The following is a 23,746-nucleotide window of genomic DNA, read 5'->3' as shown; positions in this document are numbered from 1 at the left end:
TAATACATTATTATGAAAAAGATATATATCGTTACAATCATTTGTACATTTATAGTAATAGGTACTTTTGTTTTTCATAAAGTAAATGAACTTAAGTACACAAAAGCTATTAATCAATCGAATTATATAAAAAACATTGCACATAGAGGGGCTTCGGCGTATGCACCGGAACATACAATTGCTGCGTATAAATTGGGACAACAATTAAAAGGCGATTATATAGAAATAGATCTTCAAATGACAAAAGATGGACATTTAGTAGCTATGCATGATGAAACAGTAAATCGTACTACAAACGGTATGGGGCTAGTTAAGGAACATACATTAGAGGAATTAAAGCAATTAAATGCAGGTTCTACTTACAATAAAAAGTATCCAAATTTAGCAAAGAAAGAATATGAAAATGCTAAAGTTCCAACACTCGAAGAAGTAATTGAAGTGTTTGGGCATGACGCGAACTATTATATTGAAACAAAATCACCTGATGAATATTCAGGAATGGAAGAAAAGTTATTAGAAATTATCAATCACTATGAAATACAGGATAAAGTTATTATTCAATCATTTAGTGAAGAAAGTTTGCAAAAGCTACATAGTTTACATGTTAATATACCTCTAGTCCAATTACTATCTTACAAAAAAGCAGTTCAATTAACTGAATCAGAAATAGAGAAGTATAGTACATATTGCATAGGTCTTGGTATGAACTACAAATATATTGATGCAGCTTATGTAAAGAAAATAAAGAAACACGGATTAGAAGTTCATCCATTTACTGTAGATAATGAAGCAGATATGAAAAAGTTAATATTATGGGGAGTGGACGGGATGTTTACGAATTATCCGGATCGTTTACATTCAGTTTTGAAATTTAATTAAAAGATACTATTTTTAACGTAATAGTTTATAGAAATTTTCGATTAATATATAATTAATCTAGTTAAAATAAAAAGGAGTGTAAGTAGGATGAATATATTAGCTGTTGTTCCACGCCTCTATGTTTCAGACTTACAAACTCATCTAGAATTTTACAAAATATTATTAAAGCAAGAAAAACCACAGGAATTTCAAATGAATGGAACGCATGTAATTAGATTTACAAATTTACTTTTAATTGAAGAATTAAATGAAACAATTAAGAATCATGTTGCTGCAACGATCGTAATTGATGATCTCAACGAAGTAAAAGAACTAATCTTAAACTATAACGGCGTAATGATTACTGAACCAATACAAGTACCTACAGGTATGAAAATGATAATTCGTCATCCGGATGGTAACATTATTGAATACATAGAGCCTACATTAAAATGAAATTCGAAAAAGAATCCAATACTTTTATTGGATTCTTTTTATTTAGCTCTAAATGACTAACTTAAAGCAATACGATTTTGAATTTATAAATAAAATATTACATTGAGTATAATTTTTTATAATAATCATCAGAAAGTAACGAAAATGTAATGGATTTTAACTACGCTTTTTATATTTTTTTGATACACTGGCTACGAGAGGAATACCGATTAATGTAGGTAAAAACCAAAACCATATAGGCGGCAATAAATTAATTATGGGGATATGAATACCTACGTTTACTAATAGTGCGGTAACGGCACCAATATAAGAGCCTAACATACCTCTAATATGGTGGTGAAGCCAATTTTTCCAACGCTTTTTTCGTGCAAGGTAGCCATAAATCGCAAATGAATAAGAGAAAATTGCTACATAAAATAAATATGCAATTTTATCCCAGTTTATAATGGATAATATAATTGCAGTGAGGGTAATGACAACATAGGATGCATGATATATTTCGCCCCATTCCGTATGTTTTCCTTTCTTCTTTTGAGCAACCATCGCTACAATACCGGTGATTAAGCATATTGTCCCAAATAATATGTGGATGGTTAAAAGAATGTTAAAAATGCTCATAATAATTCCTCCTTTTTTATTTTTATAGTATTGCAGTATAGGAGAAAAGTTGAAAAACATCGTTTGTTCGTCTTAATATATTGAAATAAAGGTACTCTTAGAACAAATTTAAACGGACAAATTTTCTTGAATTTAGTGAGTCACGTATTACGTGAAATGAAGGAGAGACTTCCATGTTTACATCTATTACATATTTACAATCAGGGAATGACAAGCAACAAAAGGTTTATGATGTTTTGAATAAACTAAACATCATGGAGGATTTAGCTTTATATAATCCCGTTCTTTGTGGGACTATACCTATAAGAATTGATACGCTTCAATCTGACTTAGATATAGTAATGGAAGTACATAACTTTGATGTTTTTGAACAAGAAATGAGATCTTTATATGGCTCTTATGAAGGATTCAAAATAAAAAAGAAAAAAAGAAAAAATACCGAATCGATAAAAGTAAATTTTGAATTTGAAGGTTTTGAATTTGAATTATTTGCTCAGCCTAAGCCAGTGCGTAATCAAAATGCATATAGACATATGATAGTAGAGCATATGCTATTAATGCAGCATCCACATATAAGAGAAGAAATTATTCGCTTAAAAGAGAACGGTTTAAAAACAGAACCTGCTTTTGCTCAAGTATTAAACATTGACGGGGATCCTTATGAAGGACTTATTGTGTTGGGGCAGGAAATGCGGTTGTGGTAAATAAAATACACAAAAACTCCTCTATGGAAAAAGAGGAGTTTTTATTATGTCATTAACTTACGAATTAATTCGCTTAACAATTTAATACCGTTAGTTATTTGCTCTGGAGAAGCATATCCATATGATAAACGAATGTATTGATCTGATTCTTCTTCATAGATACGTCCCGGGTTTAATAGAATCCCTTTTGATAGTGCCTTTGAAAATAATTTCTTCATCGGAATGCTAGGTACTACCTTTAGCCATATAAAAAATCCACCAATAGGTATATCCCAGGTGGCAATATCTGCACAATGCTTATGTAAAGCTCGTATCATTATTTGTCTTCGTTCTTTTAGTTGAATTCTTACGTTTGCAACATGTTCCTCATAAAATCCTTTATTTATCCATTCAGCAGCAACTCTTTGGGATAAGGAGCTTGATCCATAATCTGTTTGCATTTTTATATCTGATAATCTATCAATAACCGGTTCTGGACCGATAATCCATCCAATTCTAAGTCCTGGGGTAAGTGTCTTAGAGAGACTACCAATATATAATACATGTCCATGTTTATCCCTTGATTTTAAAGGCACTGGTGGTGGTTCATCAATCCATAACTCGCGATAGATATCATCTTCAATAATAGGTAACTGTTCCTTTTCGCATATTTTTAATATTTCTTTTCTTCGCTCTTTAGACATTAATACCCCTGTTGGATTTTGAAAACAAGGGATTGAGTATAAAATATTTTTCTTCTGACTGTATTTAATTCGTTTTAATAACTCGTTAGGTAATATACCGTGAGGATCCATAGATATACCAGATAGATTTATATTTGCTGATTGAAATACATGAAGTGAATATAAGTAAGAAGGTTGTTCAAGTAAAACGGTAGACTCTCTATGTAAAAGACCAATTGATATTAATTGCAATGCTTGTAATGCACCCGAGACGATTAATATGGAACCCGGTGATGCATGTATTCCAAATGATTTTACGTATTTACTTATTGCTTCACGTAACGGATAAAACCCTTTTTGTTCCTCATATCCAAAATAATCTAATTCCTCACTTACTTTTTTCATAATGGACTGCATCGTTTCTAACGGAAAAAGATGAGGAGCAAGTTCGCCCTTACTAAGATGGATAAGCTTGTTATTTGCTTCTGCTTCATTTATTTCTCGTACCATTAACTTGCTTGGTTTATGAATACCGGCCTTTACATATTGACTCCAATCAGGTGGTGGATTTGTTGCTAATAATGACCATGTATTATTCGTTACAATTGTTCCTGCTCCAATTTTCCCTTGAATCAATCCATCAGCCATAAGTTCATCTAGTGCAGTTATTACAGTGCTACGATTTACTTGAAATAATTTTGCTAACTGCCTTTGACTAGGGATCTTACTTCCAATTGGCCATTCTCCATTTTCAATTTTTTCTTTCATATAATCTACTATCTGCCGATACTTAGGCAGTTTTTTACTAGTTGTCATCAAAAAACTCCTTCGTTCACTTGAAAAATACCAAGTGGTTGGTTTTTACGATAAAAAACTGGTTGAAGACATTGTATCAACTATTAAATATGATGGGAAGAAATAATTGGTAATTATAAAGTGGTTGGTTTGAAGGGGGAGAGAAAACATGAATTATAAAAAATGGGATTATCGAATTATATGTGCTCATTCTTTTACAATTTTAATTTGGGGAACGGCCTTTCCGGCAATTCGTATGGGTCTTGAATCTTACACACCTGAACATCTTACTTTACTTCGTTTGTTAATCGCTTCATTCATACTTCTTTTGTTTTCGTTTTTATACAAACTACGATTACCTGATCTAAAAGATATTCCAGCGATTTTTTTATTTGGTGCTTTAGGATTTACTTTTTATCACATCGCATTAAACTATGGTGAAAAAACAGTAAATGCTGGATCGGCAAGTTTAATCGTTTCCGTCACACCTATAGTAACGGCAGTTCTTGCTTTTGTTTTTTTTAATGAAAAAATGAAAGCAAATGGATGGATCGGTGGTGTAATTAGCTTTATAGGAATTGCTTTCATATCATTTAGTCAAGGGGGGTCTATTCAATTTAATAGCGGGGGATTATTTATATTATTAGCAGCCGTTTCAGAAAGTCTATTTTTCGTTTTTCAAACATCGTACTTAAAAAAGTACGGCTTCTTGCCATTTACCATATATACAATTTTATCTAGTACGGTATGTATGCTTATTTTCTTACCGGGAATGTATCAAGAAATACTGGTGGCTCCTCTTGAAGTGAATTTGAGCGTTATATATTTAGGTTTATTTCCAACAGTACTCCCGTATATTGCATTGGCCTATATTATATCTCATACTGGTGCTTCCGAGGCAACAAGCTCTCTATATTTAACGCCAGTAATTGCTTGTTTTATAGCTTGGGTATGGTTAGGTGAAGTACCTACTTTTATTTCGGTAGTTGGTGGAGTAATTACTATACTTGGAGTTTTAATAGCGCATGTATCATTAAAGAAAGATACTCGAAGTGAAAAGTACAGCGATATAACTGGATAGATTTTTTAGAAGTGATAATTCCCTGTTTCTTAAAATTAAGAAACAGGGAATTATTTTATTGCGTTGAATATATAAATACATTCTTTTTATAAAGGAGCTTACCATATTGAATATCCAGTTAAAGGTTGTTACGAGAGAGAATTGGGAAGATGCATTAAAGTTACAAGTTAAAGAAAATCAAAGAAAATTTGTTCCGGCTGTAGCAGTTTCACTTGCTAAAGTATATATAAAACCAGATGGGGACGCTGTAGAATACCAACCATTTGCGATATACAATGGCGATCTAATGGTTGGTTTTGTTATGCATGCTGTTGTAAAAGAAACAACTGATATGTATTGGATAAACGGATTTATTATCGATCAAAAGCAGCAAGGTAACGGTTATGGAAAAGCAGCATTACAAGAAAGTATATATTTAATAAAAAATACGTTTAAGGCGTGTAAAGAAATTAGATTAACAGTACATAAAGATAATATCTCTGCAAAGAAACTATATAAAAGTTACGGTTTTCAACCATTGGGACATGATTATGATGGTGAGGAAGTTTATCGTTTATTCGTTTAATTATTATGTAGCAAAGGTGTGAAATGAATTATGCAATTTACTGAAGTCAAAATTGAAGTATTTATCCCTGAAGAATACATTGAAATGTTGAGGAATGAGTTAAATAAAATTGGTGCTTGTAAAACGGGAGAATATGATCATTGTCTGTCCTATAGTTCTGTGAAAGGATACTGGAGACCGTTAAAAGGCGCATCACCTTTTAACGGGGAAATTGGTCAGATTTGTGAAGGGCAAGAATGTAAAATTGAAATAAAGTGCAAACGGGATCTTGTAAAGGATGCACTTGAAGTTATTAACGAAATTCATCCGTATGAAACACCTATGATTTATATTATCCCGATATTAAATGACTATTTTAATCAAATATAAAATAAATGAATGGGAGGAATAACAATTGAAAAATAAATTTCATCATATTGTACGAGCTGTTATGATTAAGGATAAAAAATTGTTAGTGGCTGAATATATTGGCCATCATTATTTTTTACCAGGTGGTCATGTTGAAGTTGGCGAATCAGCTGAGAATGCATTAATAAGAGAACTAAGGGAAGAGCTCGGAGTAAATTGTAGTATAAAACAATTTTTAGGAGTCATAGAAAACCGATGGCAAGATCGAGAAGTTCTTCACCATGAAATCAATCATATTTTTGAGATAGATTCACAAGAGCTACATATTGATTTCATACCAAAATCTAAAGAATCTCATTTGGCATTTCACTGGATAGATTATAATCAAGAAGCTTTACATACTTATAAAATCATGCCAGAACCTTTAGTTAAAGAGTTACTAGAAAGAAAATTAAGTGATGAACTACTAAACTGTTGGATTAGTAATTTTTAAAAACCTCTATTAATAATAAATTCGTCCAGCAAAAAGTGATTAAGAAAATAGGCTGAAAAACAAGGTACATCACCTAGTGTAAGTTCATATTTTGTTGATGTACGTATTCAAGTATATAGCCATTTGTTTCTACTTTGTTTATTAACATTTATTAACTTCAATATGTGGACGGAATTTATATTTATAAATGGAGGGGTTTCATAATGAATCAGTTTCAACAAGAACTACAATCATTAAACCTTAATGATTATCAAACTGGTAATGTTGTGTATTGGGATCAACAACAAAGTCAATATCCATACTACTACATTCAAGACGATGCACGTCGTTGCGGCGGATGCGGAGGTTGTGGTGGACGCTGTGGCGGATGTGGCGGCAGATGTGGTGGTTGTGCAGGTCGTTGCGGCGGATGCATAGGATGCGCTGGATGTTTCGGTTGCTTTAATTGCTGGAACTGGTGGATCATTTAAGTATAGAACATCAAAGATATTTTGCTTGAAGGAAAGGTGTGAAAACTATTTTGCACTTTTCTTTCAAGCTGTAATTTTTATGTGTATTAAGGGGGATTTATTTGTATACATATGATAAGTTGATTTCTTGGGTAGAAAATATAAAAGAACAAAACCATAGCTCTGCAGCAGCGCTTTGCATAATGAAAGATAACAAAATTGTACTGGAGCATTATAGTGGCTATCACTCAAATACATCTACAAGCAAGAAAGTAACAGCATCTTCACAATTTAACGTTGCTTCTGCTAGAAAAAGTTATTTAGGATTAATGATAGCGTATGCGCTTTACGAGGGGAAAATAAACTCTATTGATGATGAAGCGATAAAATATTTTAAAGACTTTGATCCTGTATTGCTTAGTAAAACGACGATAAGACATTTAGTAACACATTCGCACGGATTAGAAGAAACGAATGGCGGGATAATTTTTCGTGAATTTGAACCGGGGCAAGGATGGGCGTATAGAGATATTAATGTAAGAATGATGACACGTCTTATTTATCAGCTATATAACAAAAGTTTTCCTGAATTGTTAAAAGAGCGTGTGTTTAAACCTGCTAATTTCCAAGAAACAGGATGGAGAATACAGCAAGATGATAATTTAGTTGCAGTTGTTGATGATCCAAATAAAGACGCAATTAGTGAAATTGGTACAGTAGATGACGGTACTGAAAAAAATCTGTTTGTCTCCGCTAGAGAATTTGCACAGTGGGGCAACCTTCATTTAAATCAAGGTATGATAGATGATAAACAAATTGTTCCAAAAGAAGTTATAAAAATCGCTACGAGTTTGCAGAGTCCAATATATGCAAATAAAGAGCTACCACAAAATGGCTTGTTTTGGTTCGTTCAAAATGAACCTGCACAATTAAATGAACTTGGTGAACGCGTACCAAAAGGAGCGTATCAAATATTAGGAATTACGGGACCAACTATATTAGTAATACCTGAATATAATGTAGTTGTTGCGAAAATGTATAATAAAAGATACAACTACGGCGGTGATAATTATTTATATTATTTACGTGAATTTAGTAATTTAGTCGTTGATACATTTCGTAACAGTAATAGGGCATAATTACTCCTATAACAAAAAGGAGTGATTGAAAGTGAAAGATAAAGTGAACAAAAATAAAAAGCAAAATATAAAAGATGTAAATACAGAGCAAAATGCGATCTATAGCGATCCAAAAGATGCAGCTAATATGCAAACGGTACCGCAGCCGAAAGATTTTGATGAAATTGAATATTAATTTTTCGTTTATCCGACTATATGATGAATGAAAAATACATCTTAAGTCCCATCTCATGACAGAAATCTTTTGGTATTCTATATACATAAGCATTTGAAAATGTCTTATCTTAACAAAGCTTTCTTTAAGTAAATCTAATATAACCTGCAGAAAGACACTTCATAATGGAGTGTCTTTTTGTGTACATGAATTCAATTTCCATTTTTCATGCAGTATCTTGCTTTTTATGATGGTTATACTAACTGTGAAAATTCATGTCACGATAAAAGAAGGGGACAGTTAGTATGAAACAAACTTCTATAAATCCGTTACTAATTGTTCTAGGTACAATCATTGTTCAAATTGGCCTTGGAACAATTTATACATGGAGTTTATTTAATCAGCCCCTTGTAAGTAAGTTTGGATGGAACCTTAATTCAGTTGCTATAACTTTCTCCATTACAAGCTTCTCTTTATCATTTTCAACATTATTTGCAGGAAAGTTACAGCAAAAATTAGGGCTTCGAAAACTCATTGCTACTGCAGGGATTGTGCTGGGACTCGGTTTAATACTAAGTTCACAAGTTTCCTCCTTACCATTACTATATTTATTAGCTGGTGTAGTAGTTGGTTATGCCGATGGAACTGCTTATATCACATCATTATCTAATTTAATTAAATGGTTTCCGAATCGGAAAGGGCTTATTTCAGGTATATCTGTATCAGCATATGGAATGGGCAGCTTAATCTTTAGATATATAAACGGAAATCTGATCGACAGCCTTGGTGTATCACAAGCCTTTTTATATTGGGGGATTATCGTCTTACTTTTAGTATTAATCGGATCGTTCTTCTTACGTGAAGCAATAGTAAGTAACACTGTAGCTGAGACTTTACACAATGATTATACACCTCGTGAAATGATGCGAACGAAACAAGTATACCTTTTGTTTTTTATGCTATTCACATCGTGTATGGGCGGTCTATATTTAATCGGTATGGTCAAAGATATCGGAGTGCAGCTCGTTGAACTTAGCGCAGCAACTGCCGCTAACGCCGTTGCAATGATTGCAATTTTTAATACAGTAGGTCGTATTGTTCTTGGAACGTTATCAGATAAAATAGGTCGAATGAAAATCGTTTCTGCAACGTTTATTATCATTGGATTGTCAGTCTTTACATTAAGTTTCATTCCGCTAAATTACGGCATATATTTCGCATGTGTAGCAAGTGTTGCCTTTTGCTTTGGCGGTAATATCACTATATTCCCAGCTATTGTTGGAGATTTCTTCGGATTAAAAAACCATAGTACAAATTATGGGATTGTATACCAAGGTTTCGGATTTGGTGCACTTGCAGGATCATTCATCGGGGCGCTTCTTGGAGGATTTGAACCAACCTTTATTATAATCGGCGTTCTTTCTGTTATCTCTTTCATTATATCTATTTTAATTCGTCCACCAAAAGCAGAAAAGAAAAAAGAAACACAACATTTATATCGAAAAGTAGCTTAAGTTTAAAAAGAGTCCTCATAAAGGGCTCTTTTTATATTACACAACATTTAATTTTCCCTTTTTAGCCATTGTGTAGGAAGAATACACTTACTTAATTTAAAATGAAATGATTTGAGAAGCAATAAAGTGGTTTATTTATTAACGAATCAAGTAGCAGATAAGTAAAATATTCATATTGTTTTATAAAAGAATCAAAATATTGATAAAAAACTACAGTTAATCCGCTTCGCTAGTAGGCATACATTTCATTATAAAGGTAGTTGGCTTATTTTGGTTACAACTATAATTTCTTCTTTTATTGCATTTACTTCAACAAATATTGATGATATTTTTATACTCCTTGTTTTATTTTCACAAGTAAAGACAGGAGTATGTAAGGAAGAAGATAGAACTTTCCAGGGGAAAACTAAGATAAAAGAACTTTATATTGTTATTGGACAATATTTGGGGTTTAGTGTAATTATTTTTCTAAGTATTATTGGTTTCTTAAGCTCTTTTTTCATTCCTATATCGTGGATCGGATTATTAGGATTCGTGCCAATTTATATGGGGATTAAAGGACTATTCTCGCTTCGTTCTAACAAAAGTAATGAAGTCATTGATAACACTTCTGGCTCATTATTTAAAGTAGCTGCGATTACATTAGCTAATGGAGCTGATAATATCTCAATTTATATACCAATGTTCACTAGTCAATCCTTGGAAGCAAATTTCGTTACATTAATTATCTTTTTTTGCATGATAGCAATATGGTGTTTTATTAGCTACACATTGTTAAGAGCTCCTATTTTAGCTAAAGTACTTGAGAGAAATTGTCATATTATCGTTCCAATTGTTCTAATTGGTTTAGGAATGTTCATTCTTTTTCGCAGTAATACAATTGAATTATTGTACTAATACGTTCAAACTAACGGAAGTTTTAAGTAAAAAGAATCAAACGCGGTAAAAAGCTGTACTACAAATAAAATGTAGTACGGCTTTTTTAAATTTTAGTGAAATGAAACATTGCACTACGACAATTAAGTTAGACAGGATATTACGATTATTAAATTGAATAGATACTTTAAAAGGAGCGTGATAATTAAAATGAAAATAGTAAAACAATGGGTCCAAGAAGATAGTGATTACATAAGAGAAAAAGTAATTGAATATAATCAAAAACATATTTCAGATGAAGAGAAAAAGCCTTCAGAAAAAATTAGTTTTATAGTGAAAAATGAAAATGAAGAAATAGTAGGCGGAATAACTGGAATTACATTTTGGCACCACGTACATGTTGATTTCTTATGGGTTTCTGAAGAATATAGACACGAAGGTTATGGAACCAAGTTAATAAAACTTATTGAAGAATTTGCAATTGAAAAAGAGTGTAGCCTAATCAATTTAGATACTTTTAGCTTTCAGGCACCTGCTTTTTATAAAAAACATGGATATAAAGTAATTGGAGTAAGTGAAGATCACCCTAAAGGACATAATCGATACTATTTGGAAAAAAGGTTAGAAAATATATAGAATCCCAAAATGAATCAATCAAATCATAAAGAGCGTACGTTGAATAATTACTTTCAAAATACGTTCTTTTTATTTAGAAATGAAGGGGGATCAATTATTACCTTTACTAAGGATAGATAAATGAAATACTCTATTAATTTTTTTATATTTTAAAACGATTAAATGGTAGAATGTAACAAAGACAGAAAATTCTCGTTATTGAAGGTGGACTTAGATGAAAAAAGTAAATGTTACATATGCGCTTTTATACGATAAAACAAATGAAAAGATCTTAATGGTAAAAAACAAAGGGAAGAATGGTTCTTATTACACACTACCAGGTGGTGCAGTTAAATTAGGAGAAACGTTAGAGGAGGCAGTCATTCGAGAAGTGAAAGAAGAAACCGGTCTACATATAACTGTAAATGGTATTTGTTACATTAGCGAAGCTTTTTTTGAAGAGAGAGGACATCATGCAATATTCTTTAATTTTTTAGGTGAAATAATTGGAGGGGAAACAAATATAACAAGGCCAAAAGAAATTGAAGAGATTACTTGGATGGAATTACATAGAGCAGAACCGCATTTACGTATACCAGAACACTTATTAAATATATTACAAAGGAAAGAAACAGTACCTTACTTTTTTAACGGAACAATCATTCATCAATCTTCATAAAACTATCATTTCATGTAAGGCGGGGAAAAAATGGAGTTTATCGTTAATCATAAACATTTCACTCAAGCACTTTCAGAAGTAAGTAAAGCAATATCTACCAAAGCTATAATTCCTATACTATCCGGTATAAAAATAACTGCAGATCAATCTGGAATTACTTTAATCGCAAGTAATTCAAATATTTTCATCGAAAAATTCATCCCTAGTTCCATGGATGACGAACAAATTACGACTACCTTAAAAGCAGGAACAATTGTTGTACCTGCAAAATACTTCATTGAAATTATAAAGAAAATGCCAAGTGATATAGTAATAAAAAGTAAGAATGAGCAAACAATTACCATACAATCAGAAGAAATCACATTAAACTTAAATGGCTTTCCAGCGAATGAATTTCCTAACGTACCACAAATAGACGATCATGCAGAAATACAAATAGAAACAAAACAATTGATTGATGCGTTTAAACAAACAGTCTTTGCAGTAGCGAAAAATGAATCTAGACCCGTTCTTACTGGAGTACATATCAAGTTAGACCACAACAAATTAATATGCGCTGCAACTGACTCTCATAGACTAGCTATACGTGAAACATTAATTTCTACTAATGTGAAAGCGAATTGTATTGTACCAAGTGCAACCATTAATGAACTTTTAAAATTAATGAACAGCAATTTAGAATTCGTTTCTATTTATCTATCAGAAAGCCACATTATTTTTACATTCGGCACAACTACATTATATTCAAGATTAATTGAAGGGAAATATCCTAATATATCTAGTTTAATTCCAAATGAATTTCAAACAGTCATTAACATAGATAGACAAAGAATGTTACAAGGGGTAGATCGATCAAGCTTATTAGCAAGTGAATGGGCAAATAACAATGTTAACTTAGAAATTGTAAATGAATCTACAATTAAAGTTTCTTCTAATGCTTCTCAGATTGGAAAAATATCTGAGACACAACAGATAGATGCAATTCAAGGTGAAAAACAATTCAATATATCTTTCGATGGACGATTTATGTTGGATGCTTTAAGGGCAATAAAAGAAGAAACGGTTACTTTAAGTTTCAGCGGTTCTATGAGACCGATATTAGTTGAAGCAGGGACACACTCTGCAGCAATCCATCTTATATCTCCAGTAAGAGCTTATTAAAAACGGAGGAAGGAATCACGTTATGTACAAGCACACTTTATGTTTTATAAAAAGAAATGAAGAGATACTTATGTTAAATAGAGAATATGATTCGGTAAAAGGATTATGGAATGGTGTAGGAGGAAAGATAGAAAAGGGCGAAACACCTTTAGAAAATGCGATTCGTGAAATAAAAGAAGAGACTAATATAAAAGTTACGCATGATCAAATTCAATTTAAAGGCATTATTAAATGGGAGGATTCTTCATATTCTGGCGGAATGTATGTTTATCTAGTAGAGTTACTTCATGAATTTATATATCACACTCCAAAAAAAGTCTCAGAAGGAATTCTAGATTGGAAAGAGATTTCTTGGATTCTTAGTGATTATAATTACGGCGTAGGAGAGATGATACCTAAATTTTTAGTTGAAGTGCTCCACAATGAATTCATATTAGAGCATAATTTTATTTTATCTAATCATAAATTAATAAATTATAGGAATCAGAAATTGGTTAAGCAGGATAGGTTACTTACTTCTTTATATAATACTATTCGCTTATAAATAACAAACTAAGAGAAAATGAAAATTTCGGATAGGAGATTCGATATGTGGACAACAAATATTATCAAAACTCCAAGAGGAAAATTTGAATATTTTCAAAAGGGAGAAGGACCTCCACTTTGCGTTACTCATTTGTATAGTGAGTATAATGATAATGGAAATACTTTTGCAAACCCATTTACTGACCATTATAGCGTATATTTAGTTAACTTAAAGGGATGTGGCAATTCAGATTTGGCTAAAACTGATTCTGAATATAGTATGACCGAAACGATTAAAGATTTAGAAGCGATTCGAGAAGCTTTATATATTAATAAGTGGGGGTTTGCTGGTCATTCGACGGGAGGGATGTTAGCTCTTGTATATGCGACTGAAGCACAAGAAAGTTTAACGAAAATAATTGTTGGTGGCGCAGCGGCGAGCAAGGAATATGCATCTCATAAAGATAGTATATATTGTAGTGAAAATGTAAAATTTAATAGAATCGTATCAATTATGAATGCATTAAATGATGATAGTACAGTACAAGAAGAAAGAAAAGCATTAAGTAGAGAGTGGGCACTTATGTCTTTTTATTCTGAAGAAAAGCTTGAAGAGGCATTAAAATTGCCGAATAGCGGAAAGACAGTTGGCAATCGGTTAAATTATTTTAGACAAGTTGAATATAAAGATTATGATGTTCGTCAGAAACTTAAATTCGTAAAAATCCCAAGTTTTATATACTGTGGTAAGCATGATGCACAATGTCCCTACATATTTTCTCGTGAAATAGCAAATTTAATCCCGAACGCAACATTAACTAAATTTGAAGAAAGTAATCATAATCCATTCGTTGAAGAAATAGACAAGTTTAATCAGTTTGTCAACGATACATTATAATCAATAAGTAAAAAGCGAATCTTTTATATAAGACGATTCGCTTTTTATTATAATTAGACTTTTTGCCACCAAGCATACCTAGGATAGTCTGTAGATTTTAACGTAATAGATTCGCCAATTTGAGGCGTTGTAATTTTAACTCCTAAACGGTTAACTTCTTTCGTAACACGTTCTATCGGGTCACTCCATTCGTGTAATGCTAATGTAAAAGCACCCCAATGAATCGGAAGAAGTAATTCTCCTTGTACATCAATATGAGCTTGTACTGTTTCTTCAGGCAACATATGAATTGCAGACCACCTTGGATCATATTGCCCGCATTCCATTAACGTAAGATCGAATGGACCGTATTTTGCATCAATCTCTTGAAGATCTTCATGCTCTAAAGAAAAAGCACCACTATAACGTTTACTATTAAACAGAGGAAACGGGGAAGAGGCATCTCCAAACTGTGGCTATTTGTAGTTTAAACGAAATCATTTTACCTTTCACCGTAATTGCAGTGCATTTCATAAATTTGTCAAATTCATTATTCCTATATACAAAATAAAAACCATGCAGCAGCAGATAAAACGAATACTAAGTAAATGTAAATTGTTTTAATTTAGTAAATTTCTTCTTACAAGTAACAAAGAACATACGTTTTGTTATATGTTAAAGAAGAAAATATGTCTCTAATTAGTAAAAGAAAGGAGAGGATGTAAGTGTAAATAGAGAGAAAAAAGAAATCAAAATGTAAACTATCGAAATCTGAAATAACGCAGCTATATACAGAAGGGAAGAGTACCTCAGAAATAGCTACGCTTGCTAATGTGTCTGCGAGGTATATTCGGATGGTTCCATCAGATAGCAACGTACCAAGGCGCGCTATAGGCAGTTGGAAGAGAAAATATGACATAACAGAAAATCATTTTAAAATGTGGTCAAATAATATGGCTTATATTTTAGGATTTATAGCAGCGGATGGTGTTATACAAAAAGAAAATCAATGTGTCAGTGTATCACAAAAAGAAAGTTATATTTTAGAAGATATAAAAAAAGAACTAAAAACAAATCAACCGCTATACCAAAACAAAAAAACAGGTGTATATATGCTAAATATTAATAGCAAAACAATAAAATATGACCTTATGAACATACATGGAATTATGCCATGTAAATCTTTTAACATTGAATTCCCTTTCGTACCAGAAGAATATTTACATCATTTTGTTCGTGGATATTTTGATGGGGATGGTTACGTCAAGTATGAAACTTATACAGTAAGCTTTGTAGGAGGATCATATAGCTTTATGAATTCTTTAAATCAGGTACTACAAAATCATAATTTACCAGCCGAATTACTAAATCAAAATAAACATTATCGCGTCATTTTAACCGGAAGAAAACCAATACAACTATTTCCAAAGTGGATTTATAAAGACAAAGATATTTATCTGCATAGAAAATATAAAGAATTTCAGAAAGAAAGTCTAAGTCTAGATCAATTAAAAGATCGAAAGCTAAAAAGAACTTAAGCTGCTGTTAAGCAGAGAAAACAAAATTTCCTTAAGGAATATATGAAAAATAAATGTATCGCTAAAATTTGTTCCATTTTAGAAATAAAAGAACCAACTTTTAAAAGTTGGTTAAAAAATGATAATCAATTTAAAAAAGACTATGAAAGAATTCATTCATTATAAAAATGTAAGGAACCTTAGTATATCTATGCTAAGGTTTTTAATTTGAGATTATTAGAGGACACTCATTTTCGTTTATAGAACTTAATAAATACATAGATTTTATAATGAATTTATTAGTAAGGGAGAGAATATGAAATGTTCACTAATAATAGTCCGGAGAATATATTACATACAGCTTATGAAGCAAAAATGATTTCGTCTGGAGATAATTCGCCATCTATAAAAATAAAAGGAACGAAACTTCAATATTTACTTGTATTGATTCATCTTGGTTTTGAGTCAAATGCTATAAAAATGATGTTAAATTGGACGAATGATGAATTTGAAAAGCGCGTTAATTTATTAGAAGCAGAGGGGCTATTGAAACAAATAGGAGGGAGGTACTATCCAACGTGTATGATTATAACAGTTTGTGAAGGAGAAAAGCTTTATAATCTTTGTGAACCTCTAATTAAACCAACACTTAAGATTTTTGAAAACTATTCAAGCCGTATTGAAGATATTTCAAAAAGAATCGACACGTTTAATCATTTATCTAGAGAATCTTATAGTCTTTTATTGTATAGTGGTGTGTTATTAGATTTTGGACAAATAAATTACATTGAAGAAAACTATTTAAAAAAGAAACGACCTTTAAGAAATAAGAAACGATATTATTATGCTATTCAAGAACAAGAACTAACAGATATAGAGGCTTTCGGGATGTATGGTAATACGTATTTAGATTTAGGAGAAGTTCAAATTGGTCTTTATGGAAATTCTCGATATTCAACATTAAATTTAATAACAGCAGATAACGAGACATTTAAAGAATATTTTCAAAACAATAGTACCGATATTAATTATAAGAAAAAACAATTAGTAAAAGGTTTCGTAGCAGCAGATAGACAAAAAGACTTACATTTAAACGTAGTTTACGAAAAATTAGGCTTATATCAAAATTCACAACCTGTTATCCCTGTATTTAAATCAACAGACTTATTTATACTTAACGAAATTGCAAACACAATCAGTGAAGATTTAGTCTTATTGTTCAACGAAAACGATAAACCTTTAAAACAATACTTTGCCAGCAGCAGATACTCAAAAGAAATTACTTATGAAGAGTTTTTTATCTGGTGGTATCACTTTTTCTATACAAAAGTAACTGAAGAATTAATAAAACAAGGTGTAATTATAACAAGCACACAAAAAAATCAAACGTACATAATCCATCAATAACTTTAAATTAAAGTGTTAATATACTTTTACAAATGTAGCAGCTGAACGGTAAAATCTGAATTTAAAATCTAATATAAAGAAAATAAGATATTCAAAGAGGAGAAGAGCCATGCAAAAGAAATTTATCAATCCAGAAACGATGCCACCAACTTTTGGATACTCACATGTAGTGGAAGTTAGTAACGCTAAACGAACGATTTACATATCTGGACAAGTAGCAATTAATATAGACGGTCAAATTGTTGGAATTAATGATTTAGCTACACAAACACGACAAGTATTTGAAAATATTAAAATCGCATTAGAAGCGTCAGGCTTAAATTTCAATGATGTAGTAAAATTAACATTTTTCTTAACAGACATTTCTCAAATGGCCGTTGTTAGAGATATTCGAGATCAATACATTGATACTAATAATCCACCGGCAAGTTCAGCTGTCGAAGTTAGAAAGTTAATTAACGATAACTTATTAATTGAAGTCGAAGCAATTGCTGTAGCAAACTAATTTTAAAAACTTATTATGAATCATATCCATGCAATTCGTTTAATGTGTTCATTTAAAACGAATTGCATTTTTTATTGTCTTAAATATAATTTATATCTGGAGACATTATCATCAACAACTCATAAAACAACAACAAATAAGCACACAATCGATTACACAGAATGAATCTGATGAAAAGGGAAGCGTAACAATGCAAACTAACATATAATAAGTTTATTACTTTTATCCAGTTAACATAATATATATTATAGGCAGTTATAGAACCAAAGTAATATCAGGTATCAAAATACAAGTAAACTATACTTAATGAGACGAAACAGAGATTTTTAGTGAGATTCACATAAAATCTTCTTTAAACGAATTTATACAGTTTTTGTCGTTTTTTAGTTATAAATTCATCACAGCAAATCTTAATCGATTATTGATTAAGATTTAACGAATCAAAAACATTTTTTGATCAGTAACAATTTTTTTATGCAGAAAAATCTTTTTACAAAATATAAATTAATAATTTTATTTTATGTTGTACTTTATAAATTTATTGCTATTTACACACGTTTTACAACTTTACATTATTTCTTGTTATTTCTGTTATTTACGCTTGACTTTTATTATTCGTATTATCTTACACTCTAGTTAACATAACGTTTATTTTTAACATAAAAAAATCTCCCTCACCTTCAGGAAGATTTTTTAGCTTGCTAGTATTTCATTTATATCTTTTTAGTAGCAATCCCAGTTGTAAATAACATTGGAAAAATCTAGATTTAACAAATCTTCTTTTTTAATAAAGAAATTAGCAACACCAGAATCTCCCCACATAATATTTAATGAGTCGTCTGTATCGATTTGTAGTAATAATATATCATGTTGTTGGTATTTTTCTTCCCATTCCCTTGGATCTGTCTGTGTAAAAAATGGATAACCACCAATTTTATGTCCGAAATCTTTACATAAATCATCATACAGTTCGCCTAATTCTGTATTATTTTCTTCATCAACAATTTCTTCCCAATCAATATCCTCACTAAACATCTTTTCAAATCGATAATCTCTAGATGTTATGGGTTGATAATCTAATTCAAATTGTAATTTTGCTGCTTCAGGTATGATAAAGTCTTCTATTTCTAAAATGTTTAAATAACTAAAATCAGTAATTACCTTATTTAAATCTTCAGTAATTGTAGAATGATAAATAATTCGAAAGTCTTTTTGGATTGTTGGGTGATCAAAATCTGCTCCATAAAGCTCATCATCAGTACTTACGAAAAACTGCAATATTCCTTTTTGGGGCATATATTCAACATGCGGAATTTCTTCAAAGTTTAATTGCGCAAGTAACATCATAGGTTGTCCATTTGAATCTTTAGGATGCTCTTGATCTATAGGTAAATACGGATAACCACCAAACTTACTCTCAAAAAGAGTTGTCTCTGCTTTCGTTCCAGTCACTTTAATATACGGTTTTACACTTTCTTCTAAAATAGTACGATACTGCTCTAGTTCTTTCGGAATTTGAAGTTGATACGTATTTTTCATCACATTTGCCTCCCTTTCATAATGAATTGAAAATGCCTTACTTAATTATATAGCAAGAGATAGCTTCATGAAAAATTGTTAAAAGTCCGTTTTCACCCTCGTTTTTTGCGCACTTGCTGGACAAAGTAAATTATGTTCTAAAACCTTTTTATTAATAGTTCGAATTAAATTCGCTGCTTCTGCAGTATTTGTATTTTCTTTTAGTTTTTCTTTTAAGTCATCAATTTCCTTTGAAATCTCAATCCATCTAGGTAAAACATGATTATTTTTCAAAGTTCTATACAGTTGTTTTTCAGGATTGTACGAAAGATCTTTATCAAGATTCAGTGGTTTCCCTTTACCAGGTAAATTATCAAAAGACCCTTTCTTTTCTGCTTCTTTAACGATAGAACTAATATGATCCTCATACGTATAGGACCAAACTTTCTCATCTTTTACTAAAATCTCTTGCTTTTTTAGTTTTTTATCTAGTTCTTCTTGATTCATAGATTCTCTCTCCTTTTTATTTTTTAGTGTCGTTTTTGTAAGTTCTAATGCCCTTAATCCATCGAATAGCTTTTCTCGCCACCACACGCTATCATGTCCGCCTTGAAACTCTTCATAAGTGGTTTGGTATTTCTTTTCTTCTAAAGCTCTATATAGCCGTTTATTAGCCGTTAAAAGAGGTTCGTTTTCAAGTTCACCTACTGCTATGTAAGAATTGAGATGAGTCGTATTAAAATCTATTGATGAAATTTGATTTTCAATCCAAGGAATTGTATTTTCGTAATTATCCTTTTCCCAATGTACGGATCCAGACATTGACAACACATTTCCGAAAATATATGGATTTTGAAGTGCTGCATAAAAAGCTGCTAGGCCACCAAGACTGAAACCTGCAATTGTTGTATGTTTCGCTTCTTTATGCACACGATACTTAGCCTGAATCCACAGAAGTAATTCCTTCGTTAAAAATGTATTCATTTTATCGTTATAAGTTAGCTCTTCTAATCGATCAACAGGATCTATAGCAACAGCAATACACGATGGGATTTCTTTTTCGTAAATTAAATAATTAAGTGTTTTTGTGATTGAAAGGTCATTAATGAATGAATTCCCATCAAATACAATGAGAAGTTCTTGAAGATGTGAAGTGTGAGAATAATCATGAGGCGTATAAATATGAATTTTACGTGTGTTATTTAAAATCGAACTATAAAAAGAATATGTTTCAATCTTTCCGGATGGATAATCATTTGAAGGAAAACGACTGCTATACTGCACTTCCATATCTATTTTTAACACAGACGCTTTATTGGCACCTTCTCCAAATACATTTTCATTGAATGGGTCTAGTCGGTACTGTTCACTACGCTTTCTCCAATCATTTTTGAAAAAATCATTTACTGTAAAATAATAAGTTGAAATGAACCTTTTATTCGTCCTAAACGTAATATACCAAATATCTGTCTGTAACAATCGTTGTAATTGATTTACAGACAGATCCCAACCAGGAAAACTACCGACTACATAAACATTTTCAGTATTTTGATCACCTAACCATATATACGTTATAAGTTTATACTGATTATCTATAGGACATTGTTCTACTAGTGGTGTATGATTTGACTTGATTTCATCCAAAAAAGTATAAAGAGCTTTTTCGTTTCCATTCTTTAATTGATTTTTAAGCTTCTCTAACTTAGGACTGATTATTGTAGTCACCTCTCTTCCTCCTTTGTAGTATTCTATATGTAGTTTTTCATTAGAATCCCTATATAAAAGTAGTCGTAAGTTATGTGTTTAGAGAAGTTATTGATTAGAAAAATGATCAATTGCTTGAATAGAAAGTTCCAATGATTTTATTCTTCTTTCTAAAAGAGTTCTTTGAGGACTCCCGAGCTTTGACTTAACATAAATCTTTTCAATTGATGGAAGCAAACCAATTAGAACATTTCGAGCGTCTGCTAAATCCTCTTGCGTGTAATGATGGGTTTCTTGATTCCAAATACTTTCTAACATAGCTAAGCCGATACTAGCTGCTTTGAGTCTTTTTTTCACTAAAGTAGTGTTTGAGCCTTTTTGAGTCATTTGAGATAGCGCATTTTCAAGTTTACGGATTGTTGACTGTAAAGATTTAATTGATTCTACTTTATCTACATTTGATATGTTTTCCATATTAAACCTGTCCCTTCTTCGTTTCTAAATTAGTTTTCTTGATATTTGATAATACCATTTAGAAGCGAATTTTACTCGAAATATTTGAGTTGGACATGAATTGAAAGGAAAACAGCTAACAAACTTCTATCTCCTCCCTCACACATTCTCTATATGTACTTCTTTTTTCTCGTTAAAATACCTACATGGACAAGTTGTTAATATTGAATATTTTATGAACAAAAAACGTACAAGTAGCACCGCTTGTACGTTTTTAATCAGTAAGGTAATAAAGTAATAACTTTCGAGTCTTTTCATAATTCATGAAATCTCTATACAAAATGGGATACTTCATAATCTCTGTTTCTAAAAAACGATATTGTGGAAACCACTCAAAAAACGATTTTCTTAACCACTTTATTTGTTGAAACGTAATGTTCTGTATGTTTCCATTTAGTATAGAATTTAAAGTAGCTGCTGTATGCATCCAATAATGATTAAAATCAGCGTTTATACAATCATCTTCGGTAAATTTACTTTTTAAGTCTCGCTGCAATTTTGCTGTAGCACGATAAGGAAACGGTTTATGCAGTGGACTATGCATTTTCTGCAATTCATTAAAAATAACCCTTTTTCCTAACTTCAACTTTCCACCCCTTTAGTTTTCTATCCAATTTAATAAGTTTTCATAATGATATTGAGCATCTGTATAGCCAAGATTATATAAATTAACGAGCTTTTCTTTACTTCTTTCTATTCCGCTTATTGGAAGCTGTACGCTAGGCTGAATAATATAAAAGTTGTCTTTTTGTTCTATTTGATTCATATAAGATATCGTCTCATTATAAAAACGATAATGTTCTACTAAAGATTGTGCGATATTCGGATATTTCCTATATAAAATTTTAGCTAGGCCAGAAAATTTATTTCGTTGCTTCTCATATCCTTCTGGTTTTGTCATAATTACAACGTTCTTTTCATAACCATCAGTTTGCGCTTTTAAAACCGGAATAGGATCTATAATTCCTCCATCTAGTAATTTTCGATTATCATATTCTACAGCAGGCGCTATAAACGGCACTGAGCTAGATGCACGAATGATTTTTAAAATATCATTTCCGTGTTCTGCTTTATTATAATAAATAGCTTGTCCTGATTCGCAGTCAGTCGTTCCTATAACAAACTGTTCATTTGAGTTTAAGAAAGTTTGAAAATCAAATGGTACAATTTTATTAGGTACTTCATCAAATAAAAAATCCATTCCGAATAATTCACGTTTTCGAATTAAATTTCGATAAGATATATAACGATGATCTGCTACTAACTCTGTATTTACTTTTTTATTTCTCCCTTTTTGACGTGATAAATAAGTTGCTCCCATACAAGCTCCAGCGGATACGCCCACTACATAAGGGAAAAATAAGTTCTTTTCCATAAAATATTCGAGTACGCCTGCAGTATATAAACCTTTCATTCCTCCGCCTTCTAATACTAAACCGATATTTTTCATGCTATATCCCTCTGCTTCTTTTTTCTTACTTACATATTAGCATAAGATATTAAGATGAGGTTATATAAAAGGATTACAACAATAGCCAGAAACTACTAATGTAATATCATAACTTCACACCGAGTTGCATGGTACAATATAAGTAACACATTCCACAAATAATGGAGGAGGAATTTCCTATGGGTTTATTTAGCGGTATTTTAGGAAATGCATCAAATACGAGTACAGAAAGTGTAGAACGTGATTTAGAGAAGATTATGTTAGACGATGAGAAAGTTGAACATGCTTATAAATTAATTCGTGATTTAATTGTATTCACAAATCGTCGTCTTATTTTAGTAGATAAACAAGGAATATCAGGTAAAAAAACTGAGTATCATTCAATCCCTTATAAAAGCATTACACAATTTAGCATTGAAACAGCTGGGCATTTTGATTTAGACGCTGAACTTAAAATTTGGGTATCTAGTTTGAGCACGCCAATTACGAAAGAATTTAAAGGTGACGATAGTGTTTTAAGCATTCAAAAAGCGTTGGTAACATATACGACGAAATAGTGTATT

27 protein-coding genes and 2 pseudogenes are annotated in these 23,746 nt (G+C 31.3%); 21 read left to right on the top strand and 8 right to left on the bottom strand.

Translation table 11 applies throughout. The features are described 5' to 3' along the window. The first annotated feature begins 12 nt into the window (after window positions 1–12). Together BAQ46_RS04205 and BAQ46_RS04200 are read left to right on the top strand one after the other, a co-directional pair. Window positions 13–879, top strand: coding sequence for a glycerophosphodiester phosphodiesterase (locus tag BAQ46_RS04205; protein WP_071741663.1), 867 nt, complete (start codon window positions 13–15; stop codon window positions 877–879). Between the two features lie 87 nt (window positions 880–966). After that, the gene (locus tag BAQ46_RS04200; RefSeq protein ID WP_001022864.1) at window positions 967–1,314 is read left to right on the top strand and encodes a VOC family protein; all 348 of its coding nucleotides are present in this window, start codon (window positions 967–969) and stop codon (window positions 1,312–1,314) included. A gap of 156 nt (window positions 1,315–1,470) precedes the next feature. Here the strand turns inward: BAQ46_RS04200 and BAQ46_RS04195 are convergent, their stop codons facing one another. After that, window positions 1,471–1,932, bottom strand: coding sequence for a DUF2306 domain-containing protein (locus BAQ46_RS04195; RefSeq protein ID WP_000021744.1), 462 nt, complete (start codon window positions 1,930–1,932; stop codon window positions 1,471–1,473). A 173-nt stretch (window positions 1,933–2,105) separates the two neighbouring features. Between BAQ46_RS04195 and BAQ46_RS04190 the strand changes: the two genes are divergently transcribed. Further along, window positions 2,106–2,636 carry a DUF4269 domain-containing protein gene (locus BAQ46_RS04190; RefSeq protein ID WP_071741662.1) on the top strand — a complete coding sequence of 177 codons (531 nt, stop codon included), beginning with the start codon at window positions 2,106–2,108 and terminating at the stop codon, window positions 2,634–2,636. Between the two features lie 44 nt (window positions 2,637–2,680). Here BAQ46_RS04190 and norG read toward each other — a convergent pair whose 3' ends face one another. Continuing rightward, window positions 2,681–4,117: an efflux pump transcription regulator NorG gene (gene norG, locus BAQ46_RS04185; protein ID WP_444551291.1), complete on the bottom strand. Its 1,437-nt coding sequence runs from the start codon at window positions 4,115–4,117 to the stop codon at window positions 2,681–2,683. 145 nt (window positions 4,118–4,262) lie between these two features. Between norG and BAQ46_RS04180 the strand changes: the two genes are divergently transcribed. The 14 genes from BAQ46_RS04180 to BAQ46_RS04115 all read left to right on the top strand — a co-directional run bounded on the left by BAQ46_RS04180 (window position 4,263) and on the right by BAQ46_RS04115 (window position 14,590). After that, window positions 4,263–5,174 (top strand): DMT family transporter, encoded by a 912-nt coding sequence (locus tag BAQ46_RS04180; RefSeq protein WP_071741660.1) that lies wholly within the window; start codon window positions 4,263–4,265, stop codon window positions 5,172–5,174. A gap of 106 nt (window positions 5,175–5,280) precedes the next feature. Next, window positions 5,281–5,739, top strand: a complete 459-nt coding sequence (locus tag BAQ46_RS04175; protein WP_071741659.1) for a GNAT family N-acetyltransferase — start codon at window positions 5,281–5,283, stop codon at window positions 5,737–5,739. A 30-nt stretch (window positions 5,740–5,769) separates the two neighbouring features. Next, window positions 5,770–6,108 carry a divalent cation tolerance protein CutA gene (gene cutA, locus BAQ46_RS04170; RefSeq protein WP_001160783.1) on the top strand — a complete coding sequence of 113 codons (339 nt, stop codon included), beginning with the start codon at window positions 5,770–5,772 and terminating at the stop codon, window positions 6,106–6,108. Window positions 6,109–6,133: 25 nt separating this feature from the next. After that, window positions 6,134–6,580: an NUDIX domain-containing protein gene (locus BAQ46_RS04165; protein ID WP_000790756.1), complete on the top strand. Its 447-nt coding sequence runs from the start codon at window positions 6,134–6,136 to the stop codon at window positions 6,578–6,580. Between the two features lie 203 nt (window positions 6,581–6,783). Then, a complete protein-coding gene (locus tag BAQ46_RS04160) occupies window positions 6,784–7,050 on the top strand; it encodes a heterocycloanthracin/sonorensin family bacteriocin (protein WP_001071388.1) in 267 nt (88 codons plus the stop codon). A 101-nt stretch (window positions 7,051–7,151) separates the two neighbouring features. Then, the gene (locus tag BAQ46_RS04155; RefSeq protein WP_071741658.1) at window positions 7,152–8,168 is read left to right on the top strand and encodes a serine hydrolase domain-containing protein; all 1,017 of its coding nucleotides are present in this window, start codon (window positions 7,152–7,154) and stop codon (window positions 8,166–8,168) included. 31 nt (window positions 8,169–8,199) lie between these two features. Further along, on the top strand, window positions 8,200–8,343 hold the full coding sequence (locus BAQ46_RS30575; protein WP_000653680.1) for a hypothetical protein: 144 nt from the start codon (window positions 8,200–8,202) through the stop codon (window positions 8,341–8,343). Window positions 8,344–8,627: 284 nt separating this feature from the next. Next, entirely contained in the window at window positions 8,628–9,836 is a 1,209-nt protein-coding gene (locus tag BAQ46_RS04145; RefSeq protein ID WP_071741657.1) for an L-lactate MFS transporter, read from the top strand. A 270-nt stretch (window positions 9,837–10,106) separates the two neighbouring features. Further along, window positions 10,107–10,733: a cadmium resistance transporter gene (locus BAQ46_RS04140; protein ID WP_000258891.1), complete on the top strand. Its 627-nt coding sequence runs from the start codon at window positions 10,107–10,109 to the stop codon at window positions 10,731–10,733. A gap of 189 nt (window positions 10,734–10,922) precedes the next feature. Then, on the top strand, window positions 10,923–11,348 hold the full coding sequence (locus BAQ46_RS04135; protein ID WP_000706717.1) for a GNAT family N-acetyltransferase: 426 nt from the start codon (window positions 10,923–10,925) through the stop codon (window positions 11,346–11,348). A gap of 214 nt (window positions 11,349–11,562) precedes the next feature. Continuing rightward, a complete protein-coding gene (locus BAQ46_RS04130) occupies window positions 11,563–12,006 on the top strand; it encodes an NUDIX hydrolase (protein WP_000757640.1) in 444 nt (147 codons plus the stop codon). A gap of 30 nt (window positions 12,007–12,036) precedes the next feature. Beyond that, window positions 12,037–13,167: a DNA polymerase III subunit beta gene (gene dnaN / locus BAQ46_RS04125; protein ID WP_071741656.1), complete on the top strand. Its 1,131-nt coding sequence runs from the start codon at window positions 12,037–12,039 to the stop codon at window positions 13,165–13,167. A gap of 22 nt (window positions 13,168–13,189) precedes the next feature. Beyond that, the gene (locus BAQ46_RS04120; protein WP_071741655.1) at window positions 13,190–13,711 is read left to right on the top strand and encodes an NUDIX hydrolase; all 522 of its coding nucleotides are present in this window, start codon (window positions 13,190–13,192) and stop codon (window positions 13,709–13,711) included. 45 nt (window positions 13,712–13,756) lie between these two features. Then, complete coding sequence (locus BAQ46_RS04115; RefSeq protein WP_071741654.1) at window positions 13,757–14,590, top strand: alpha/beta fold hydrolase; 834 nt, start codon at window positions 13,757–13,759, stop codon at window positions 14,588–14,590. Window positions 14,591–14,643: 53 nt separating this feature from the next. Here BAQ46_RS04115 and BAQ46_RS04110 read toward each other — a convergent pair. Further along, window positions 14,644–15,045, bottom strand: a pseudogene (locus BAQ46_RS04110) (MBL fold metallo-hydrolase); the annotation flags it as partial. A gap of 378 nt (window positions 15,046–15,423) precedes the next feature. Between BAQ46_RS04110 and BAQ46_RS04105 the strand changes: the two are divergent. The 3 genes and pseudogenes from BAQ46_RS04105 (at window position 15,424) to BAQ46_RS04095 (ending at window position 17,998) form a co-directional block, all read left to right on the top strand. After that, window positions 15,424–16,272, top strand: a pseudogene (locus BAQ46_RS04105) (LAGLIDADG family homing endonuclease). A 135-nt stretch (window positions 16,273–16,407) separates the two neighbouring features. After that, a complete protein-coding gene (locus BAQ46_RS04100; protein WP_071741652.1) occupies window positions 16,408–17,493 on the top strand; it encodes a hypothetical protein in 1,086 nt (361 codons plus the stop codon). Window positions 17,494–17,602: 109 nt separating this feature from the next. After that, on the top strand, window positions 17,603–17,998 hold the full coding sequence (locus BAQ46_RS04095; RefSeq protein WP_001169703.1) for a RidA family protein: 396 nt from the start codon (window positions 17,603–17,605) through the stop codon (window positions 17,996–17,998). A gap of 723 nt (window positions 17,999–18,721) precedes the next feature. Here the strand turns inward: BAQ46_RS04095 and BAQ46_RS04090 are convergent. The 5 genes from BAQ46_RS04090 to BAQ46_RS04070 form a co-directional block, all read right to left on the bottom strand. Beyond that, a complete protein-coding gene (locus BAQ46_RS04090; RefSeq protein WP_000799819.1) occupies window positions 18,722–19,537 on the bottom strand; it encodes a YwqG family protein in 816 nt (271 codons plus the stop codon). Window positions 19,538–19,615: 78 nt separating this feature from the next. Continuing rightward, window positions 19,616–21,241 (bottom strand): DnaJ family domain-containing protein, encoded by a 1,626-nt coding sequence (locus tag BAQ46_RS04085; protein ID WP_071741651.1) that lies wholly within the window; start codon window positions 21,239–21,241, stop codon window positions 19,616–19,618. 87 nt (window positions 21,242–21,328) lie between these two features. Then, window positions 21,329–21,694 carry a hypothetical protein gene (locus BAQ46_RS04080; RefSeq protein WP_000428034.1) on the bottom strand — a complete coding sequence of 122 codons (366 nt, stop codon included), beginning with the start codon at window positions 21,692–21,694 and terminating at the stop codon, window positions 21,329–21,331. A 253-nt stretch (window positions 21,695–21,947) separates the two neighbouring features. Further along, window positions 21,948–22,319 (bottom strand): YxiJ-like family protein, encoded by a 372-nt coding sequence (locus BAQ46_RS04075; protein ID WP_046199133.1) that lies wholly within the window; start codon window positions 22,317–22,319, stop codon window positions 21,948–21,950. 12 nt (window positions 22,320–22,331) lie between these two features. Beyond that, on the bottom strand, window positions 22,332–23,183 hold the full coding sequence (locus BAQ46_RS04070; protein WP_000789269.1) for a patatin-like phospholipase family protein: 852 nt from the start codon (window positions 23,181–23,183) through the stop codon (window positions 22,332–22,334). Between the two features lie 179 nt (window positions 23,184–23,362). Between BAQ46_RS04070 and BAQ46_RS04065 the strand changes: the two genes are divergently transcribed. Beyond that, on the top strand, window positions 23,363–23,740 hold the full coding sequence (locus BAQ46_RS04065; protein ID WP_000522480.1) for a PH domain-containing protein: 378 nt from the start codon (window positions 23,363–23,365) through the stop codon (window positions 23,738–23,740). Window positions 23,741–23,746: the final 6 nt, after the last annotated feature.

Source organism: Bacillus paranthracis (assembly GCF_001883995.1).
In the GTDB taxonomy this organism is placed as follows: Bacteria; Bacillota; Bacilli; order Bacillales; family Bacillaceae_G; genus Bacillus_A; species Bacillus_A paranthracis.
The sequence above is the reverse complement of the archived record's forward strand: the minus strand, read 5'-3'. Positions and strand labels throughout refer to the sequence as shown.

What these genes read in the sequence shown, in the direction of transcription:
- BAQ46_RS04130 (WP_000757640.1), top strand. Translation starts at nt 11,563, where the DNA reads ATGAAAAAAGTAAATGTTACATATGCGCTTTTATACGATAAAACAAAT.
- BAQ46_RS04145 (WP_071741657.1), top strand. Translation starts at nt 8,628, where the DNA reads ATGAAACAAACTTCTATAAATCCGTTACTAATTGTTCTAGGTACAATC.
- BAQ46_RS04135 (WP_000706717.1), top strand. Translation starts at nt 10,923, where the DNA reads ATGAAAATAGTAAAACAATGGGTCCAAGAAGATAGTGATTACATAAGA.
- BAQ46_RS04080 (WP_000428034.1), bottom strand. Translation starts at nt 21,694, where the DNA reads ATGGAAAACATATCAAATGTAGATAAAGTAGAATCAATTAAATCTTTA.
- BAQ46_RS04115 (WP_071741654.1), top strand. Translation starts at nt 13,757, where the DNA reads ATGTGGACAACAAATATTATCAAAACTCCAAGAGGAAAATTTGAATAT.
- BAQ46_RS04100 (WP_071741652.1), top strand. Translation starts at nt 16,408, where the DNA reads ATGTTCACTAATAATAGTCCGGAGAATATATTACATACAGCTTATGAA.
- cutA (WP_001160783.1), top strand. Translation starts at nt 5,770, where the DNA reads ATGCAATTTACTGAAGTCAAAATTGAAGTATTTATCCCTGAAGAATAC.
- BAQ46_RS04200 (WP_001022864.1), top strand. Translation starts at nt 967, where the DNA reads ATGAATATATTAGCTGTTGTTCCACGCCTCTATGTTTCAGACTTACAA.
- BAQ46_RS04090 (WP_000799819.1), bottom strand. Translation starts at nt 19,537, where the DNA reads ATGAAAAATACGTATCAACTTCAAATTCCGAAAGAACTAGAGCAGTAT.
- BAQ46_RS04120 (WP_071741655.1), top strand. Translation starts at nt 13,190, where the DNA reads ATGTACAAGCACACTTTATGTTTTATAAAAAGAAATGAAGAGATACTT.
- BAQ46_RS04095 (WP_001169703.1), top strand. Translation starts at nt 17,603, where the DNA reads ATGCAAAAGAAATTTATCAATCCAGAAACGATGCCACCAACTTTTGGA.
- BAQ46_RS04070 (WP_000789269.1), bottom strand. Translation starts at nt 23,183, where the DNA reads ATGAAAAATATCGGTTTAGTATTAGAAGGCGGAGGAATGAAAGGTTTA.
- BAQ46_RS04205 (WP_071741663.1), top strand. Translation starts at nt 13, where the DNA reads ATGAAAAAGATATATATCGTTACAATCATTTGTACATTTATAGTAATA.
- BAQ46_RS04065 (WP_000522480.1), top strand. Translation starts at nt 23,363, where the DNA reads ATGGGTTTATTTAGCGGTATTTTAGGAAATGCATCAAATACGAGTACA.
- BAQ46_RS04195 (WP_000021744.1), bottom strand. Translation starts at nt 1,932, where the DNA reads ATGAGCATTTTTAACATTCTTTTAACCATCCACATATTATTTGGGACA.
- dnaN (WP_071741656.1), top strand. Translation starts at nt 12,037, where the DNA reads ATGGAGTTTATCGTTAATCATAAACATTTCACTCAAGCACTTTCAGAA.
- BAQ46_RS04160 (WP_001071388.1), top strand. Translation starts at nt 6,784, where the DNA reads ATGAATCAGTTTCAACAAGAACTACAATCATTAAACCTTAATGATTAT.
- BAQ46_RS04190 (WP_071741662.1), top strand. Translation starts at nt 2,106, where the DNA reads ATGTTTACATCTATTACATATTTACAATCAGGGAATGACAAGCAACAA.
- BAQ46_RS04180 (WP_071741660.1), top strand. Translation starts at nt 4,263, where the DNA reads ATGAATTATAAAAAATGGGATTATCGAATTATATGTGCTCATTCTTTT.